This is a genomic window from Bacillus sp. FSL W8-0519, assembly GCF_038005585.1.
Lineage (GTDB): Bacteria > Bacillota > Bacilli > Bacillales > Bacillaceae_G > Bacillus_A > Bacillus_A paranthracis.
Genome location: NZ_JBBOTL010000001.1, coordinates 4,757,501 through 4,773,664 on the forward strand (window position 1 = coordinate 4,757,501; position 16,164 = coordinate 4,773,664).

Sequence of the window (16,164 nt, forward strand, 5' to 3'; positions counted from 1 at the left end):
CAAATACAAAATGCAACGAGAGCTGGCGTGTCAGAAATTATAGAAGGAAATAAATTAACGAGCTATGTATTTACCGCTTCTCTTTTATTCCCTTCCATTTCAGGTGTACTATTTTCACTTTACGACGAAATCTCTGATAATAAATTACAACTGATGGAGCTTCCTATGTCCTGCACCGGACAAACTTTTGCGAATTGTAGCTATACTCTTTTAAAGCAAAACATTCTCTTACTAGGTATAAAGCGCGACGAACAATATATGATTAATCCAGTTCATTCCTTTGTTCTCATTGAAAGCGACATACTCATTATTATTCACCATTAGTAAAATGACGCTCTAATTCTTGCATGAGCACTTTCCCAATATTGATATATTTTCTTTTTACATCTCCATCTGGATCTTTCGGCTCAGCAAATTGATCCATTCCACTCGTTCCAGCTGTTAACGTATTTACATGATCATCTAGTTCGTCTTGATATACGTGCGAAAGAATATACGGCGTTCCAAGACGAACTATTACGCCTGGTACATCTAGTTCTCCATCAATGGCTGTAAATGGCACTCGCAGAAATTGATAGCCATCTTCTTCATCAATTTTATAATCAAAGCATCCTTTATCATAATCCCAATTGCCACCAATGCTATATCCGAGTGGCTTCATTATTTCTTCTAACTTATATAACGCATATGTACGTCCTTCTAAATTTGAATGAATCGGAATCAAGTCCATCCCTCCTAGACTTTTTCTTTAGCATACCCACTCTAGTTTGAATATACTGATGGACTTTTCGATGAAATAATAAAAAGCGGCCGAATCCGGCCGCTTTTTATTATTTTAAACGCTCTTCTAATTCTGCTTTTAATTCTTCAAATCCTGGTTTACCAAGTAAAGCAAACATGTTTTTCTTGTATGCTTCTACTCCTGGTTGGTCAAATGGATTTACGCCTAATAAGTAGCCGCTCATCGCACATGCTTTTTCGAAGAAGTATACAAGGTAACCAAATGTGTACTCATTTAATTCAGGAATATTTACGATTAAGTTTGGTACTCCGCCATCGCTATGTGCAAGTAGTGTACCTTCGTATGCTTTCGTGTTTACGAAGTCTACAGTTTCACCAGCAAGGTAGTTTAATCCATCTAAATCGTTTTCTTCTGATTCGATTGTTAGTTCATGTGTAGGTTTACCTACTTTTAGAACTGTTTCAAATAAGTCACGACGACCTTCTTGAACGTATTGACCTAATGAATGTAAGTCAGTTGAGAAGTTTGCTGAAGATGGGAAAATACCTTTTTGATCTTTTCCTTCACTTTCACCAAATAACTGTTTCCACCACTCAGCGAAGTATTGAAGTGCTGGCTCATAGTTAACAAGCATTTCAATTGTTTTTCCTTTATTGTATAGAGCGTTACGAACTACTGCGTATTGGTAAGCTGGGTTTTCTTCTAGTTCTGATGTACCGAAGTCCTCACGACCAGCAGCTGCACCTTTCATCATCTCTTCAATATTTAAGCCACTCACTGCGATTGGCAATAAACCAACTGGCGTTAATACAGAGAAACGTCCTCCAACATCATCTGGAATAACGAATGTTTCGTAACCTTCATTATCAGCTAATGTTTTTAATGCACCACGCGCTTTATCTGTAGTTGCATAAATACGTTTGCGAGCTTCTTCTTTTCCATACTTTTCTTCTAATAACTTACGGAAAATACGGAATGCTAGTGCTGGCTCTGTTGTTGTACCTGATTTGGAAATAACGTTAATAGAGAAGTCTTTGCCTTCTAGTACATCCATTAAATCTTTCATGTAAGTGGAGCTAATGTTTTGTCCAACAAATAGCACTTGTGGAGTTTTACGTTGTTCTTTAGAAAGTGTGTTGTAGAAAGAATGGTTTAACATTTCAATTGCTGCACGTGCTCCTAGGTAAGAACCACCGATACCTACAACAAGTAAAATGTCAGAATCATTTTTAATTTTTTCTGCGCATTTTTGAATGCGAGCAAATTCTTCTTTGTCATATTGAAGCGGAAGGTCTACCCACCCAAGGAAATCGTTCCCAGCTCCAGTTTTTTCGTGGATTGCGTGATGTGTTACTTTCACTGCATCACGTAAATAAGTGATTTCATGTTCACCGATGAAGGATAACGCTTTAGAATAGTCGAACGTTACATGTGTACTCATCTTTTTCCCTCCAATTATGGATATGTATTTCTGTATTCACTTTAGCGAAACTGAAGTTGTAAATCAAGCGATTCACCCCTTGTAAACGTAACCAATATATATTTTTTAAAAAAAGTTCATTTTTTGCATAAAAATTCGCATTTTTCGGTATAGATGTATATACATCCTATTTCGAACATTTTTTATGTATAAAAACAACATAACTACCCCATTCTATAAAAGAGTTAATTAACTCATCGCTTGCTCATGCTTCACAATTAAGGGGGGCTTTTTCATGAGTACTTTGCAACGTATCGCATTAGTCTTTACTGTAATTGGCGCTGTAAACTGGGGATTAATTGGATTCTTCCAGTTTGACTTAGTGGCAGCCATTTTCGGTGGACAAAACTCAGCTCTTGCACGTATTATTTACGGCATCGTCGGTATTTCTGGGCTGATCAATCTTGGTTTACTCTTTAAACCATCAGAAAATCTTGGTACTCACCCAGAAACGAACGAAATTCGCTAGTCAGTATGTCCTTACTCACCTTCGACATACGAATATGATTGCATGCAATCATATTTGCAAATATATATCATAAGAAAAAGTAAAAGAGGAACGCTCATATGCGCTCCTCTTTTACTTTGTTAACTCAGACTCTTCAATCCATTCTGTTAGCTTTTCTCGCAGCGTATTAAATCCGTCCTTAGATGGATTCGGTATAAGAATCCGTCCTTGTTTTCTTTTCGCCGCTTTTAACGATAAACTCATTTTTCTGTGTTCTTCATCAATTGAAAGTACTTTTACTTCTACTGTATCGCCGACTTTTAAAAAGTCATGAATATCCTTTACATATCCATTTGTAATTTCAGATATATGCACAAGTCCTTGTGTTTCTGCATCTAACGCTACAAATGCACCGTAATCTTGAATCCCAGTCACTTTCCCTGTTACAACCACTCCTGTTGTATATTGTTCTGACATATGAAACACTCCCATACGTTTACCATTTTCTCTACAATTGTAGATAGCAAAGCAGATGATTTATTGTTAAATATCCGATTAGTTAATACGTACCGTAAGTAAAGCTACTCAGGATACGCATACCTTATATTAGTAAATTATACCACTATGACAGAGCTCATTCAAAATTCATGAAAAAATTTCCTTAAGTAAGTATAATTCTCCAATATTAGGATAGAATACTAACACATGGCTTTCTAGTATTCCCCCCCTTTTATGGACAAAACGTATTGTGTTTTGTCCTTTTTTTATTCTCTATAAACCGTTCCATTCTCTTCATTGCTTCCATAAGCTGTTCAAGCGATGTTGCATACGAACAACGAATAAACCCTTCGCCACTTTCGCCAAATACACTTCCAGGTACAACAGCCACTTTTTCTTCTAATAATAACTGTTCTGCAAATTCCGCTGAAGATAGTCCAGTTGAAGAGATTGAAGGAAAGACATAAAATGCTCCGCCCGGCACGTGACACGTTAATCCCATTTCATTGAAAGATGTCGTCATAAAATTACGGCGTTTCTTATAGCTATCTCTCATCCGAATTACTTCATCATTCCCGGCACGTAACGCTTCAAGTGCTGCGAACTGAGACATCGTTGGGGCACACATCATAGAATATTGGTGAATTTTGAGCATTAATTCTGAAAAATGAACAGGAGCTGCAATCATACCAAGACGCCATCCTGTCATTGCAAATCCTTTTGAAAATCCCGAAATTAAAATCGTATGCTCGCGCATATTTTTAATACTCGCGAAACTTGTATATGCTTCGTCGTATACAAGTTCTGCATAAATTTCATCAGATAATACGATTAAATTGTACTTCTCAACAATCACTGCTATTTCTTCAAGCTCGGACTTGTTTAACATTGCACCTGTTGGGTTATTTGGTGAACAAAGTAAAATTGCCTTTGTCTTCGCTGTAATAGCTGCTTCAATTTGTTCTGGTTGTACTTTAAATTCATTTTCTAAAGTAGTCGCCACAGGAACTGGAACGCCTCCAGCTAATGTCACAAGCGGGGCATAAGAAACGAAACTTGGCTCAATAATGAGTACTTCATCATCAGGATTTATAATGGCGCGCATCGCTACATCTAACGCCTGACTTGCTCCAACTGTAACAATGATTTCATCGTTTGGATCATAAGAAACTGCAAATTGTTTTTTTAGATACTTTGCTATTTCTTGACGGAGCTCCAATAATCCTGCATTTGCTGTATATGACGTATATCCTTGTTCTAAAGAACGGATACATGCTTGCCTCACATTCCAAGGTGTAACGAAATCAGGCTCTCCTACTCCAAGCGAAATAACACCTTTCATATTTGCTGCTAAATCGAAAAACTTTCGAATACCAGATGGTTGTAAAGATTCCGCTGCTCTAGATAGTTCAAATTGCTTCATGGTGTCACCACAATTCGCTTATCATCATCGTTTTTTTCATAAATAATTCCCTCATGTTTATACTTCTTCAAAATAAAATGCGTTGTCGTAGAAACGACAGATTCAATTGTTGCTAATTTCTCAGAAACAAACATCGCCACTTCTCCCATTGTCTTTCCTTCTAATGTAATAGAAAGGTCATATGTCCCTGACATTAAATACACAGATTTCACTTCTGAATAACGATAAATTTGCTCAGCAACCGCATCGAACCCAACGCCGTGCTTTGGCGTAACTTTCACATCAATCATTGCCGTTAAACCTGTATGTTCTTTCACCTTCGTCCAATCGATATGTGTTACATAATCCACGATAATCTTTTCTGCTTCTAATTTTTCAACCATTTTCTTTACTTCTTCTACTTCTATATTTAACAGCTTCGCTAATGTATCTACAGATAATCGACTACTTTTTTCAAGACAAGCTAATAATTCTAATTCTTTTTCTGTCACCATATAAATCATCCTTCCTTTTCGTTTGTGTCTAAATTATACAAATAGCCTTTCCAGTTTGAAAAGAAGATTTTTTTAGTGAATTATGTCAAAATAAAGTGAAACTTTAATCCATGGAAAGGTTCACCCCATGGATTATTAGCCCGCTCCAATCGGGCTTGATCTCCCACCTCACTTCTTTGTCTCAACCGTCTTTTTAGGTGGGAGTCTTACTGCTCGTTAAAGCGGGGTAAAGTGAAACTTTACTCAGTAGAAAAATGCATGATAAAGCGAAAGGGGATGGAATCGTGAAACCAAAAGTTTATATTGCTGAACCAGTTCCAACATTTGTAGAAAACTATTTATCAGAACACTGTGATTATGAAAAATGGGAGCAAAATGAGAAGGTACCTCGTGATGTTCTACTAGAGAAAATACAAGATAAAGATGGTTTATTAAATTTCGGATCTGCTATTAATGAAGAATTATTGGAGGCGGCTCCTAACTTAAAAGTAGTAAGCAACATTTCTGTCGGTTACGATAATTTTGATTTACAAGCGATGGAAAAGCGCAATGTCATCGGAACAAATACACCTTACGTACTAGATGATACAGTAGCTGACCTCGTTTTTGCTCTTATGTTATCTGCTGGTCGTCGTGTTTGTGAACTCGACTCCTACGTAAAAAATGGTAAATGGAATGCGGAAATTGGAAAAGAGCACTTTGGGCTAGATGTACACCATCGTACAATCGGCATTATCGGTATGGGCCGAATTGGTGAAGCTGTTGCAAAACGAGCGAAATTCGGATTTGATATGGATGTTCTTTATTATAACCGTCGCCGAAAAGAAGAAGCTGAACAAAAATTCGATGCTACATATTGTGATTTACAGACGCTTCTAAAGCAGTCTGACTTTATCATTCTTCTTACTCCATTAACAGATGAAACGTACCATCTTATCGGAGAAAAGGAATTTTCATTCATGAAAGAAACGGCTATCTTCATTAATGCTTCTCGTGGGAAAACAGTAGATGAAGAAGCGTTAATCGATGCGTTAACAGAAAAGAAAATCTTTGCAGCAGGCATCGATACTTTTACACAAGAGCCGATTCAAAAAGACAATCCGCTCTTATCATTACAAAATGTTGTGACCTTACCACATATCGGATCTGCAACATTAAAAACTAGGCAACAAATGGCTATGACCGCCGCTGAAAATTTAGTTGCAGCGTTACAAGGAAAAACACCGCCTAATATTGTTCGCGGGTAATACTGAATGTACGAAAGGCAAGATGACATCGTCATCTTGCCTTTTTTTGTTAACATATTTTTTTCTGCCTTGGAAATGATATGAACAAAAATCAATGGAGTGACAAAAAATGAATCACGAATCTACTTGTCCTTATTTCACTTTTTCCACTCGCGGCACTACTGTTCATTACGAATTGTATGAACATGAAAATAAAACAGAACGTCCTACTTTCGTACTCGTTCACGGCTTTTTATCTTCCTCATTCAGCTACCGCCGTCTAATTCCTTTATTATCGAAAGAAGGAACAGTCATTGCCCTTGATTTACCACCGTTCGGGAAGAGTGATAAGTCTCATCTATTTAAGTATTCTTATCATAATTTAGCAACGATTATAATCGATTTAATTGAACACTTATCTCTCTCAAACATTGTGTTAGTTGGACATTCTATGGGCGGCCAAATTTCACTTTACGTAAACCGTATACGTCCTGAATTAATTTCAAAGACAATTTTACTATGTAGCTCTAGCTATTTAGCACGCGCAACTTTACCTTTACTGTACTCTTCTTATTTACCGTTCTTTCATTTATACGTAAAGAACTGGATTATACGGCGCGGCATCGTTCATAACTTAATGAATGTCGTTCATGATCATTCATTAATTGACGATGAAATGAAGGCAGGTTACTCTGCTCCTTTTTATGACAACCGTATATTCCCCGCTTTAACTCGTATGATACGAGATCGTGAAGGTGACTTACCTTCAACTGAATTACAAAAAATCGAAACACCTACGCTACTCATTTGGGGTGAAAAAGATCGGGTCGTCCCTGTACATGTAGGTCATCGTCTGCACAAAGATTTACCGAATTCGAAATTTATTTCTTACGAAAACACAGGACATTTACTACCTGAAGAAAAACCGGAACATGTTTATGAAGAAATTATGGCTTTTTCTGCGCAGTAATATAAAAAGGCTGTCGGAAATTCCGACAGCCTACAATGAACAACTTCCGCCTTCTTTTATTATAAGTAATTCCACAGCTAACTTCTCACATTTTTCAAGCGCAGGTACTTCCTCAAAAGACATAAAGTATATATGTTGAATCTTCTTTGCGATGTATTTTGAATCATCAAACACACTTGCGACGTTCACAACATCGCTCGCTTCTGTTTCATAAAACTCCGGTCCCATTTGAAACGGATCCCAATTCTTCACAACCTCTATCATCTTTTCATATGTACCCATTCGCTTCCCGCCTTTTCACTTTTTAATACTTTTCTTTATCCTATCACATCAGCTATTCTATAAGAAGAGAGAGAACTTTCATAACTTAACGGTTTTACAGAAGAAGGGGGCAAACTTATGCAACTATTTCATAAAGCAGTCAATCGCCGTGGAACTCATAGTACAAAATGGGATACATATAAAAACGAAGAACTTATCCACGCGTGGATTGCTGATATGGATTTTGAAGTACCACAACCAATTCAAGCTGCTTTAAAGAAACGTATCGAGCATCCTATTTTCGGCTATACACTTCCTCCCGAAAATATTGGCGATATTATTTGTAACTGGACAAAAAAACAGTACAACTGGGATATTCAAAAAGAGTGGATTGTCTTTAGCGCCGGAATCGTTCCAGCTCTTAGTACGAGCATACAGGCCTTCACAAAGGAAAACGAATCCGTTCTCGTACAACCACCTATTTATCCCCCATTTTTCGAAATGGTCACAACAAACAATAGACAATTATGCGTAAGTCCATTACAGAAACAAAATGATACATATGCGATAGACTTCGAGCATTTAGAAAAGCAATTTCAACAAGGTGTCAAACTTATGCTTCTTTGCAGTCCTCACAACCCGATAGGCCGTGTTTGGACGAAAGAGGAATTAACAAAGCTTGGATCTTTATGTACCAAATATAATGTAATCGTTGTCGCAGACGAAATTCATTCCGATATTATTTATGCAAATCATACACATACACCGTTCGCTTCTTTATCTGAAGAACTAGCAGCGCGCACGATAACTTGTATGGCTCCAAGTAAAACATTTAATATCGCTGGATTACAAGCATCGATTATTATCATTCCAAATGAAAAACTCCGTCAAGCCTTTACATCTATCCAATATAGACAAGGCTTCCACGGATTAAATACATTTGCCTATACAGCGATGGTAAGTGCCTATACAGAATGTAATGATTGGCTAAATGAAATTCGATTATATATAGAAGATAATGCTCAATTTGCTTGTAAATATATGAAAGATCACATACCTACTCTTTCCGTAACGAAGCCAGAAGGTAGCTTTTTATTATGGATTGATTGCTCTCGCCTACAGCTTTCTCAAAATGAGCGCACTAAATTGCTCGAAGAAAAAGGAAAAATTATTGTTGAGCCTGGTGAGAAATACGGATTAGGCGGCGAAGAACATATTCGAATTAACATCGGCTGTCCAAGGTCTGTTTTAGAAGAAATTTTAAATAGGCTGCGCCATACGTTTTCATAATAAGAAAGGAGACTGTTTGGGACAGCCTCCTTTGTCAACTTTTGTCGGTAAGTCGATATATTTTAAAAATCGTCGATATATTCCAATAATCGCCGATATATTTTAAGTTACAGTCGATATATTCCAATAATCGCTGATATATTTTCACTTACACTACACAAAAAAGCTACCGCGCACGGTAGCTTTTACTTTTTCTTCATATCCGACGCTTTTTTTACAATAACACCACAAGCAATTCGATCACCTGATTTACCTGTCGGTTGTGTCATGCCATCATCAGCGTTTTCTGTAATAATAATAGACGCTCCATCTTTTCTATGAATCGTCGTTTTTCCTTCTTCAAGCGTTATATGCGGCGCATCAATTTCTGCTTTAATCTTTCCAGAACCATCTGCAATTACGTTCGGTAAATCACCGTTTTCTGCACCCTTCGGATTGAGTAGTCCATGCTTTTTATCATCTGGATTAAAATGATTTCCAGCTGATTCAAAACGAGGTGCTTTACACTCTCCAATTTCGTGTACATGTAGTCCGTGCGGGCCAGGTGCGAAACCTTCCCCTTTAATCGTAATTTTCACTCCGCTTGTTTGCTGAGTTACTTTTGCAGTCCCCACTTCATCACCTGAAGCATTATGTAATTTCACGTCAATTTCTTTCGGCTTTCCTTGGTCACAACCTGCCATCAGAAATAGTAAACAACAACTGAAAAAAAGCCGTTTTTTCATTTTATTCCCTCCAAAATACATTCTGCCCTTAGATTGTCCGAGCATAGAGGGAAACATACAAAAATGAGTTACTGTTTCTTTTCAGCTAACAGCTTTTCTTCAACTTTCTGTAATCGATCTGCTTCTCGTTTTGATACACGAACGAACATACGCCATGTAGCAATCGCACCGATAATAAATAGAACACAAACAATCCCTGGAATAATATATTCTGTTTTATCTTCCGGAAAGTATAAAGGCATCATAACGAACACTCCTTAATTATAGGATTCGAAAAACATCAGAATTTTCTGTTATATACATTTAAATTATAGTTGAACCTATCCATATTCTCAAGGGGCGTTCCGAAAGCGAATGATTTCTTTGACTCCTTCTCCTACTTTCCTTACTATAAACTTGAGGTGAAAAATATGAGAGAAACATTTGAAATTGGCGAAATCGTTACTGGTATTTATAAAACGGGAAAATACATTGGCGAGGTTACAAATAGCCGCCCTGGCAGTTACGTCGTAAAAGTATTAGCTGTTTTAAAACATCCGGTGCAAGGTGACTTACATAACGTAAAACAAGCTGACGTACCATTTTTCCACGAAAGACGTGCTTTAGCTTTTCGTGAACAGACGAACATTCCAGAGCAAATGGTGAAGAAATATGAAGGAGAAATTCCAGATTACACAGATTCACTCAAATTAGCATTAGAAACTCAAATGAATTCATTTTCTGAAGATGATTCACCTTTTGCGGTTCGTAGTCTAGAAACATTAGAACAGTTAAAAAAGGACTACAAACTTTAAAAAAACAAAACGACCAAATTACATACTGTGCAATTTGGTCGTTACTGTGTACTCACTTTCTTTAACACTTTTGAAAAATCAACGAGTTCCCCTAATGTTGGAGGTGCTGGTTTCACTAAATACTCTTTATCTTTTTCTACTAATTTAAAAATATTATACGTCGTCATCGCATCATCTAGCGCACAATGATGCTTACCCGTCCCTACTTTTCCATACGCTTCAATCGCTTTCCACAATCCTGTTTGATTTCTCTCACCAAAAAACTTCTTATACTCAAGTGATAAATCACGACACTGTCCTTGGAAAGGAAAATCTACTCCCGCTTTTTCACAATTATGCTTCAACACTTTCATATCCATATTTCCCCACGTAACAATGGTCGGTTTACATCTCTTTTCATATTCTGCAAGTTTTTCAACGAGTTCTGGAAACGAAATTCCTTTATCTACGACTTCTTGTTTAATCCCTAAAAACTTCTTACATCGATCCGTTAAAGAAGGAAAAGTCTTCGGCCTAACATGAGCTGAATACGTATCTTCTACCTTACAGCCAACAACCGAAACGAGTCCTACCTCAATAATCTCCGGGAAAAATCCTTTTGGTTTTTTTCTGTGCTGGGGCATCGTAAACTCAAAATCCAAAAATAAAAATTGTTGTTCATTCATACGATCCCTTCCTTATCATCTTTGTCATTCCTTTCTATTTGACACTCCTACACGAACAAGCTCGAATGCTAATTCCATTTTAAATATTCAGATTGGATGTATCTTATATATATGTCAAATGCCCGCAAATATTTTTAAAAATAAGAAAAAGTAACCTTTGCAGAAAATATAACAAAATAAACCCTTTCATTTACATCCGACATTTTTCTACTTTATAATGACGTTATGTGTGTTTCATCTAGTTAATTTTTGACACACTAAGAAAAGTGAATGAAAGGAGATGAGAGTTTTGCACGAAACAACGCAAGAGCTCGCAAACTGGCAGTATTATTTTGCTATCGCAGTCTTTTTAATTACATATGCCATTATTATTTCTGAAAAAATTAATCGCGCTGTCATCGCACTTCTTGGCGCAGCACTCATGGTAATTATGGGGGTCGTTGATTTACACAACGCCTTTACGAAACATATTGAATGGGGGACGATTACACTACTCATCGGTATGATGATTTTGGTGAACATTACGAGTAAATCGGGTGTCTTCCAATACGTTGCCATTAAAGCGGCAAAAGGAGCGCAAGGAAATCCAATTAAAATTTTAATTTCCCTTTCCTTACTTACTGCGCTTGGTTCCGCGTTTTTAGATAACGTTACAACTGTACTTCTTGTTGTTCCAGTTACTTTATCTATTACGCGCATACTGCAAGTAAATCCTGTCCCTTATTTACTTTCTGAAATTATTTTTTCAAACATTGGGGGAACAGCAACATTAATTGGTGATCCACCTAACATTATGATTGGTTCTGCCAATAAGCATTTAGATTTCAATGCTTTCTTACTAAACTTAGCGCCAATCGTAATTATTATCATTGGTGTGACAGCGACAATACTTTACTTCATGTACCGCAAACAATTAATCGCTGATCCTGTACAAGTTAAAAAATTAATGAGTTTAGATGAAAAGCAATACATTAAAGATCCAGTATTAATGAAAAAATCTTTAACAGTACTTGGACTTACAATTGTAGGTTTCATGACTCATTCCATTTTCCACGTTGATGCAGCTATCATCGCTTTAACTGGTGCTACTGTACTTATGTTAATCGGTGTGAAAGAACATGAAATTGAAGAAGTATTCGCAAGTGTAGAATGGGTAACAATCTTCTTCTTCGCAGGACTATTCGTACTCGTTGGAGGACTTATCGACATCGGTCTTATTAAAATGTTAGCTCAAAAAGTAATTGGCATAACAGGCGGAGATATTTCTTACGCATCTATCCTTATTTTATGGGTATCTGGTATCGCCTCTGCAACAATTGATAACATTCCATTCGTTGCAACAATGATTCCTCTTATTAACGATATGGCTGTCGGATTAGGTTTATCACCTGCTGACGCACAAATCGACGTATTATGGTGGGCATTAGCATTAGGTGCTTGTCTGGGCGGAAACGGAACATTAATCGGCGCTTCTGCTAACGTAATTGTCGCAGGTATCGCAAGCCGCGAAGGACATAAATTTAGCTACATGGACTTCTTAAAAGTCGGTTTCCCAATTATGATCGTTTCATTAATCATTTCTCATATTTATATTTATGTACGCTACCTTATGTAGCACAAAAAGCGCTCTGATAACCAGGGCGCTTTTTTCATTACACATATTTAAATTAAACTTACTCGTTATACCTCACCGGCTCATTTCTGATAATGAACAAGTGAATCGGCAAGAACACTGAAAATGTGATGACATGAATAATTGTAAATAATATAGAGTTCGTTCCATATCTGTCTAAAATAGCGTAGATAAGATAAATAGACAACACAATGGATACAGCTGTTGCTATTAAATATAAAATTGGTACGAAATTAAAAATGAAACATGCGACATATATGCCGAATACTTTCCATCCTGCTTCTTCTTTCAAGAAATCGGGTAATTTATCTTTCGCTAAATCACCCCATATTTTACTATTTAAAAAAGGAATAAATGCTAGAACTCCATCCGTTGCACCGTCATTTTTCGCCATCGTATACAGTGCAAAAGCCGTTAACAAATACGCAATAACTGCCCAAATCAATATAACAAGAATAAACGCAAAACTAAGAGCAAAGAAACCTGCTAGTAAGCCTTGATCTTCCATCTTATCCTCTCCTCTCTACTCTCAACATATTTCATTGCATTGCAAGTTATGTTTTAAAATTCAACCAAACTCTCTGTATAATAATAGGAGTAAGATAATAAGAGAGGAGAACAACCGATGCATCCATTTGTAAAAACATTACAAGAGCATTTCATAGCTCACAAAAATCCGGAAAAAGCAGAACCGATGGCACGTTATATGAAAAATCACTTCCCATTTCTCGGTATTCAAACACCTGAAAGAAGACAATTATTAAAAGACGTCATCCAAATACATACTCTCCCAGATCCAAAAGACTTCCAAATTATCGTACGTGAGCTTTGGGATTTACCAGAACGAGAATTTCAGGCAGCCGCACTCGATATAATGCAAAAATATAAAAAGCATATAAACGAAACGCATATTCCCTTCTTAGAAGAACTTATTGTAACAAAATCTTGGTGGGACACTGTCGATAGCATCGTCCCTACATTTTTAGGTAATATCTTTTTACAACATCCAGAATTGATTTCTGCCTATCTTCCAAAATGGATTGCATCAGATAACATATGGTTACAACGCGCCGCTATTTTATTCCAGCTAAAATATAAACAAAAGATGGATGAAGAACTTCTTTTTTGGGTTATTGGACAACTACATTCTTCGAAAGAATTTTTCATTCAAAAAGCGATTGGATGGGTCCTTCGCGAATATGCAAAAACAAATCCCGATGTCGTTTGGGAATACGTGCAAAATAACGAGCTTGCCCCGCTCAGCAGGCGTGAAGCAATTAAGCACATTAAACAAAATTACGGAATAAATAACGAAAAAATAGGCGAGACTCTATCATAGATAGACGCGTTCCTCTATTGAGATTTAAAAAAGAACGTGTTAGAATATGTTCATTATTATTAATATAAGTAGCGATGACGGACTTATAAGTACTTGCACAAAAAGCGATTCAGGGATAGTGAAAGCCTGAAGCCGCAAGGAAACGGCAGTCTCGAGCAATACGTGATAAAGTGGATGCACCTTTTGTGTATCAACTAGGGTGGAACCGCGGGCAAACGCTCGTCCCTAGGCAATTAAGCCTTGGGATGAGCGTTTTTTTATGTTTTTCAAAGCATATACTGCTCGTTTCACAAGTTACCTGAGCACGTCATCGCCAATACGTTAACTTTCAAAAGGAGGATTTTATTATGTATTCAATGGAACAAGTAGTAAACTTAGCGAAACATCGCGGTTTCGTTTTCCCTGGTTCTGAAATTTACGGTGGTCTTGCAAACACTTGGGATTACGGTCCACTTGGAATCGAATTAAAAAATAACGTTAAAAAAGCTTGGTGGAAAAAATTCATTCAAGAATCTCCATACAACGTTGGTTTAGACGCAGCTATTTTAATGAACCCAAAAACTTGGATCGCTTCTGGTCACGTTGGTAACTTCAACGATCCAATGATCGACTGTAAAAAATGTAAAGCGCGTCATCGTGCTGACAAATTAATTGAAGATGCATTAGATGCAAAAGGCATCGAAATGGTTGTTGATGGTCTTACTTTCGACCAAATGGCTGACTTAATGAAAGAACATGAAGTAAAATGTCCTGATTGCGGTAGTGAAGAATTCACTGAAATCCGTCAGTTCAACTTAATGTTCAAAACATTCCAAGGTGTTACAGAGTCTAGCACAAACGAAATCTTCCTTCGTCCTGAAACAGCACAAGGTATTTTCGTAAACTTCAAAAACGTACAACGCTCTATGCGTAAAAAACTTCCATTTGGTATTGGCCAAATCGGTAAGAGCTTCCGTAACGAAATCACGCCTGGTAACTTCACATTCCGTACACGTGAATTCGAACAAATGGAACTTGAATTCTTCTGTAAGCCTGGTGAAGATTTAGAGTGGTTCGCATTCTGGCGTGAAACTTGTAAGAACTGGTTACTTTCACTTGGTATGACTGAAGAAAGCATGCGTCTTCGTGACCACGGTGAAGAGGAATTATCTCACTACAGTAACGCAACAACTGACATTGAATTCAAATTCCCATTCGGTTGGGGCGAACTATGGGGCGTTGCATCTCGTACAGACTTCGATTTAAAACGTCACATGGAACACTCTAACGAAGACTTTAACTATATTGATCCACAAACGAATGAGCGTTACGTACCGTACTGCATCGAGCCATCTTTAGGTGCTGACCGCGTAACATTAGCGTTCTTATGTGATGCATATGAAGAAGAGCAATTAGAAAACGATTCTCGTACAGTTCTTCGTTTCCACCCTGCTTTAGCACCATACAAAGCAGCGATCTTACCATTATCTAAAAAGCTATCTGAAGGTGCTACTGAAGTATTTGCAGAACTAGCTAAAGACTTCATGGTAGACTTTGACGAAACTGGTTCTATCGGTAAACGTTACCGTCGTCAAGACGAAATCGGTACACCATTCTGTATCACTTATGACTTCGACTCAGTTGAAGACAAAGCTGTTACAGTACGTGACCGTGACACAATGGAACAAGTGCGTATGCCAATTAACGAACTAAAAGGTTTCTTAGAGAAGAAAATCCAGTTCTAATTATAAGAAAAAGAGGCTGCTCATTAGAGCAGCCTCTTTTTTTACTTTTCACGTTTTTCTTTAATTGCTACTGTACATCTTGAAATACATAATAAATCGTCATTCTCATCAATGATACGTACATCCCAAACCATCGTTGAGTTTCCTCTATGTATCGGTGTTCCGATCGCTGTTACAATTCCATCTTTCTTTGAGCGAATATGGTTTGCATTAATTTCTAGACCGAAGCAAATACATTTCTCTTGATCAATTAAATTGTATGAACCGACGCTTGCTACTGTTTCCGCTAACGCAAGAGACGCACCACCGTGTAAAAAACCAAACGGCTGATGTGTACGTTCATCAACAGGCATCGTAGCAACTACCTTATCTTCTGTCATCTCTAACAACTCAATTCCAAGCGAATCCATTAAAGTTTTTGCCATATCGTTTCCCCCTTCTCTCACTTTAAT

20 protein-coding genes (1 of these 20 running past the window's edge) are annotated in these 16,164 nt (G+C 37.3%); 9 read left to right on the top strand and 11 right to left on the bottom strand.

What is annotated here, in order from left to right:
* Positions 1-324 carry the final stretch of a potassium channel family protein gene (locus NST14_RS25055; protein WP_163257811.1) on the top strand. It extends 672 nt beyond the left edge of the window, so the window shows 324 of its 996 coding nt (coding positions 673-996); the start codon falls outside the window, past its left edge; the stop codon is at positions 322-324.
* On the opposite strand, the gene NST14_RS25060 is transcribed toward NST14_RS25055, so the two are convergent.
* On the bottom strand, positions 311-724 hold the full coding sequence (locus NST14_RS25060) for a YugN-like family protein (protein WP_000612285.1): 414 nt from the start codon (positions 722-724) through the stop codon (positions 311-313). The genes NST14_RS25055 and NST14_RS25060 overlap by 14 nt on opposite strands.
* A 106-nt stretch (positions 725-830) precedes the next feature.
* Positions 831-2,183 (bottom strand): glucose-6-phosphate isomerase, encoded by a 1,353-nt coding sequence (locus NST14_RS25065; RefSeq protein ID WP_000103660.1) that lies wholly within the window; start codon positions 2,181-2,183, stop codon positions 831-833.
* A 274-nt stretch (positions 2,184-2,457) separates the two neighbouring features.
* Here NST14_RS25065 and NST14_RS25070 point away from each other — a divergent pair, with 274 nt between their 5' ends.
* Positions 2,458-2,691 (top strand): DUF378 domain-containing protein, encoded by a 234-nt coding sequence (locus NST14_RS25070; protein ID WP_000105788.1) that lies wholly within the window; start codon positions 2,458-2,460, stop codon positions 2,689-2,691.
* A gap of 111 nt (positions 2,692-2,802) precedes the next feature.
* On the opposite strand, the gene yugI is transcribed toward NST14_RS25070, so the two are convergent.
* From yugI to NST14_RS25085, 3 genes are all read right to left on the bottom strand, one after another.
* Entirely contained in the window at positions 2,803-3,147 is a 345-nt protein-coding gene (yugI, locus tag NST14_RS25075; protein ID WP_000003767.1) for a S1 domain-containing post-transcriptional regulator GSP13, read from the bottom strand.
* A gap of 253 nt (positions 3,148-3,400) precedes the next feature.
* The gene (locus NST14_RS25080) at positions 3,401-4,591 is read right to left on the bottom strand and encodes an aminotransferase (protein ID WP_000808515.1); all 1,191 of its coding nucleotides are present in this window, start codon (positions 4,589-4,591) and stop codon (positions 3,401-3,403) included.
* Positions 4,588-5,085, bottom strand: a complete 498-nt coding sequence (locus NST14_RS25085) for an Lrp/AsnC family transcriptional regulator (RefSeq protein WP_000255699.1) — start codon at positions 5,083-5,085, stop codon at positions 4,588-4,590. The genes NST14_RS25080 and NST14_RS25085 overlap by 4 nt, the downstream gene beginning before the upstream one ends.
* Positions 5,086-5,339: 254 nt before the next feature.
* On the opposite strand from NST14_RS25085, the gene NST14_RS25090 reads away from it, so the two are divergent.
* Together NST14_RS25090 and NST14_RS25095 are read left to right on the top strand one after the other, a co-directional pair.
* Positions 5,340-6,332, top strand: a complete 993-nt coding sequence (locus NST14_RS25090; protein ID WP_109631471.1) for a 2-hydroxyacid dehydrogenase — start codon at positions 5,340-5,342, stop codon at positions 6,330-6,332.
* 109 nt (positions 6,333-6,441) lie between these two features.
* Positions 6,442-7,281: an alpha/beta fold hydrolase gene (locus NST14_RS25095; RefSeq protein WP_001015186.1), complete on the top strand. Its 840-nt coding sequence runs from the start codon at positions 6,442-6,444 to the stop codon at positions 7,279-7,281.
* Between the two features lie 30 nt (positions 7,282-7,311).
* On the opposite strand, the gene NST14_RS25100 is transcribed toward NST14_RS25095, so the two are convergent.
* Positions 7,312-7,563: a DUF1871 family protein gene (locus NST14_RS25100; protein WP_000537634.1), complete on the bottom strand. Its 252-nt coding sequence runs from the start codon at positions 7,561-7,563 to the stop codon at positions 7,312-7,314.
* Between the two features lie 117 nt (positions 7,564-7,680).
* Here NST14_RS25100 and NST14_RS25105 point away from each other — a divergent pair, with 117 nt between their 5' ends.
* Positions 7,681-8,832 carry a MalY/PatB family protein gene (locus NST14_RS25105; RefSeq protein ID WP_001175834.1) on the top strand — a complete coding sequence of 384 codons (1,152 nt, stop codon included), beginning with the start codon at positions 7,681-7,683 and terminating at the stop codon, positions 8,830-8,832.
* A gap of 185 nt (positions 8,833-9,017) precedes the next feature.
* Here the strand turns inward: NST14_RS25105 and sodC are convergent, their stop codons facing one another.
* The gene (sodC, locus tag NST14_RS25110) at positions 9,018-9,557 is read right to left on the bottom strand and encodes a superoxide dismutase [Cu-Zn] (protein WP_000746504.1); all 540 of its coding nucleotides are present in this window, start codon (positions 9,555-9,557) and stop codon (positions 9,018-9,020) included.
* 68 nt (positions 9,558-9,625) lie between these two features.
* On the bottom strand, positions 9,626-9,802 hold the full coding sequence (locus tag NST14_RS25115) for a hypothetical protein (RefSeq protein ID WP_000982758.1): 177 nt from the start codon (positions 9,800-9,802) through the stop codon (positions 9,626-9,628).
* 165 nt (positions 9,803-9,967) lie between these two features.
* Between NST14_RS25115 and NST14_RS25120 the strand changes: the two genes are divergently transcribed.
* On the top strand, positions 9,968-10,351 hold the full coding sequence (locus NST14_RS25120; protein WP_001209341.1) for a kinase-associated lipoprotein B: 384 nt from the start codon (positions 9,968-9,970) through the stop codon (positions 10,349-10,351).
* A gap of 41 nt (positions 10,352-10,392) precedes the next feature.
* On the opposite strand, the gene kapD is transcribed toward NST14_RS25120, so the two are convergent.
* On the bottom strand, positions 10,393-11,016 hold the full coding sequence (kapD, locus tag NST14_RS25125; RefSeq protein ID WP_001005369.1) for a 3'-5' exonuclease KapD: 624 nt from the start codon (positions 11,014-11,016) through the stop codon (positions 10,393-10,395).
* Between the two features lie 289 nt (positions 11,017-11,305).
* Between kapD and NST14_RS25130 the strand changes: the two genes are divergently transcribed.
* The gene (locus NST14_RS25130; protein ID WP_000545225.1) at positions 11,306-12,631 is read left to right on the top strand and encodes an ArsB/NhaD family transporter; all 1,326 of its coding nucleotides are present in this window, start codon (positions 11,306-11,308) and stop codon (positions 12,629-12,631) included.
* A 58-nt stretch (positions 12,632-12,689) separates the two neighbouring features.
* Here NST14_RS25130 and NST14_RS25135 read toward each other — a convergent pair whose 3' ends face one another.
* Complete coding sequence (locus NST14_RS25135) at positions 12,690-13,157, bottom strand: hypothetical protein (RefSeq protein ID WP_000390057.1); 468 nt, start codon at positions 13,155-13,157, stop codon at positions 12,690-12,692.
* A 117-nt stretch (positions 13,158-13,274) separates the two neighbouring features.
* On the opposite strand from NST14_RS25135, the gene NST14_RS25140 reads away from it, so the two are divergent.
* Both NST14_RS25140 and NST14_RS25145 read left to right on the top strand, forming a co-directional pair.
* Complete coding sequence (locus NST14_RS25140) at positions 13,275-13,988, top strand: DNA alkylation repair protein (protein ID WP_229143402.1); 714 nt, start codon at positions 13,275-13,277, stop codon at positions 13,986-13,988.
* Between the two features lie 347 nt (positions 13,989-14,335).
* Positions 14,336-15,712, top strand: a complete 1,377-nt coding sequence (locus tag NST14_RS25145; protein ID WP_000287153.1) for a glycine--tRNA ligase — start codon at positions 14,336-14,338, stop codon at positions 15,710-15,712.
* A gap of 41 nt (positions 15,713-15,753) precedes the next feature.
* On the opposite strand, the gene NST14_RS25150 is transcribed toward NST14_RS25145, so the two are convergent.
* Positions 15,754-16,137, bottom strand: coding sequence for a hotdog fold thioesterase (locus tag NST14_RS25150; protein ID WP_001140608.1), 384 nt, complete (start codon positions 16,135-16,137; stop codon positions 15,754-15,756).
* Positions 16,138-16,164 lie beyond the last annotated feature (27 nt).

What these genes read in the sequence shown, in the direction of transcription:
- NST14_RS25080 (WP_000808515.1), bottom strand. Translation starts at nt 4,591, where the DNA reads ATGAAGCAATTTGAACTATCTAGAGCAGCGGAATCTTTACAACCATCT.
- NST14_RS25090 (WP_109631471.1), top strand. Translation starts at nt 5,340, where the DNA reads ATGCATGATAAAGCGAAAGGGGATGGAATCGTGAAACCAAAAGTTTAT.
- NST14_RS25100 (WP_000537634.1), bottom strand. Translation starts at nt 7,563, where the DNA reads ATGGGTACATATGAAAAGATGATAGAGGTTGTGAAGAATTGGGATCCG.
- NST14_RS25115 (WP_000982758.1), bottom strand. Translation starts at nt 9,802, where the DNA reads ATGATGCCTTTATACTTTCCGGAAGATAAAACAGAATATATTATTCCA.
- NST14_RS25135 (WP_000390057.1), bottom strand. Translation starts at nt 13,157, where the DNA reads ATGGAAGATCAAGGCTTACTAGCAGGTTTCTTTGCTCTTAGTTTTGCG.
- NST14_RS25085 (WP_000255699.1), bottom strand. Translation starts at nt 5,085, where the DNA reads ATGGTGACAGAAAAAGAATTAGAATTATTAGCTTGTCTTGAAAAAAGT.
- NST14_RS25150 (WP_001140608.1), bottom strand. Translation starts at nt 16,137, where the DNA reads ATGGCAAAAACTTTAATGGATTCGCTTGGAATTGAGTTGTTAGAGATG.
- sodC (WP_000746504.1), bottom strand. Translation starts at nt 9,557, where the DNA reads ATGAAAAAACGGCTTTTTTTCAGTTGTTGTTTACTATTTCTGATGGCA.
- NST14_RS25105 (WP_001175834.1), top strand. Translation starts at nt 7,681, where the DNA reads ATGCAACTATTTCATAAAGCAGTCAATCGCCGTGGAACTCATAGTACA.
- NST14_RS25140 (WP_229143402.1), top strand. Translation starts at nt 13,275, where the DNA reads ATGCATCCATTTGTAAAAACATTACAAGAGCATTTCATAGCTCACAAA.
- NST14_RS25070 (WP_000105788.1), top strand. Translation starts at nt 2,458, where the DNA reads ATGAGTACTTTGCAACGTATCGCATTAGTCTTTACTGTAATTGGCGCT.
- NST14_RS25065 (WP_000103660.1), bottom strand. Translation starts at nt 2,183, where the DNA reads ATGAGTACACATGTAACGTTCGACTATTCTAAAGCGTTATCCTTCATC.
- NST14_RS25120 (WP_001209341.1), top strand. Translation starts at nt 9,968, where the DNA reads ATGAGAGAAACATTTGAAATTGGCGAAATCGTTACTGGTATTTATAAA.
- kapD (WP_001005369.1), bottom strand. Translation starts at nt 11,016, where the DNA reads ATGAATGAACAACAATTTTTATTTTTGGATTTTGAGTTTACGATGCCC.
- yugI (WP_000003767.1), bottom strand. Translation starts at nt 3,147, where the DNA reads ATGTCAGAACAATATACAACAGGAGTGGTTGTAACAGGGAAAGTGACT.
- NST14_RS25145 (WP_000287153.1), top strand. Translation starts at nt 14,336, where the DNA reads ATGTATTCAATGGAACAAGTAGTAAACTTAGCGAAACATCGCGGTTTC.
- NST14_RS25095 (WP_001015186.1), top strand. Translation starts at nt 6,442, where the DNA reads ATGAATCACGAATCTACTTGTCCTTATTTCACTTTTTCCACTCGCGGC.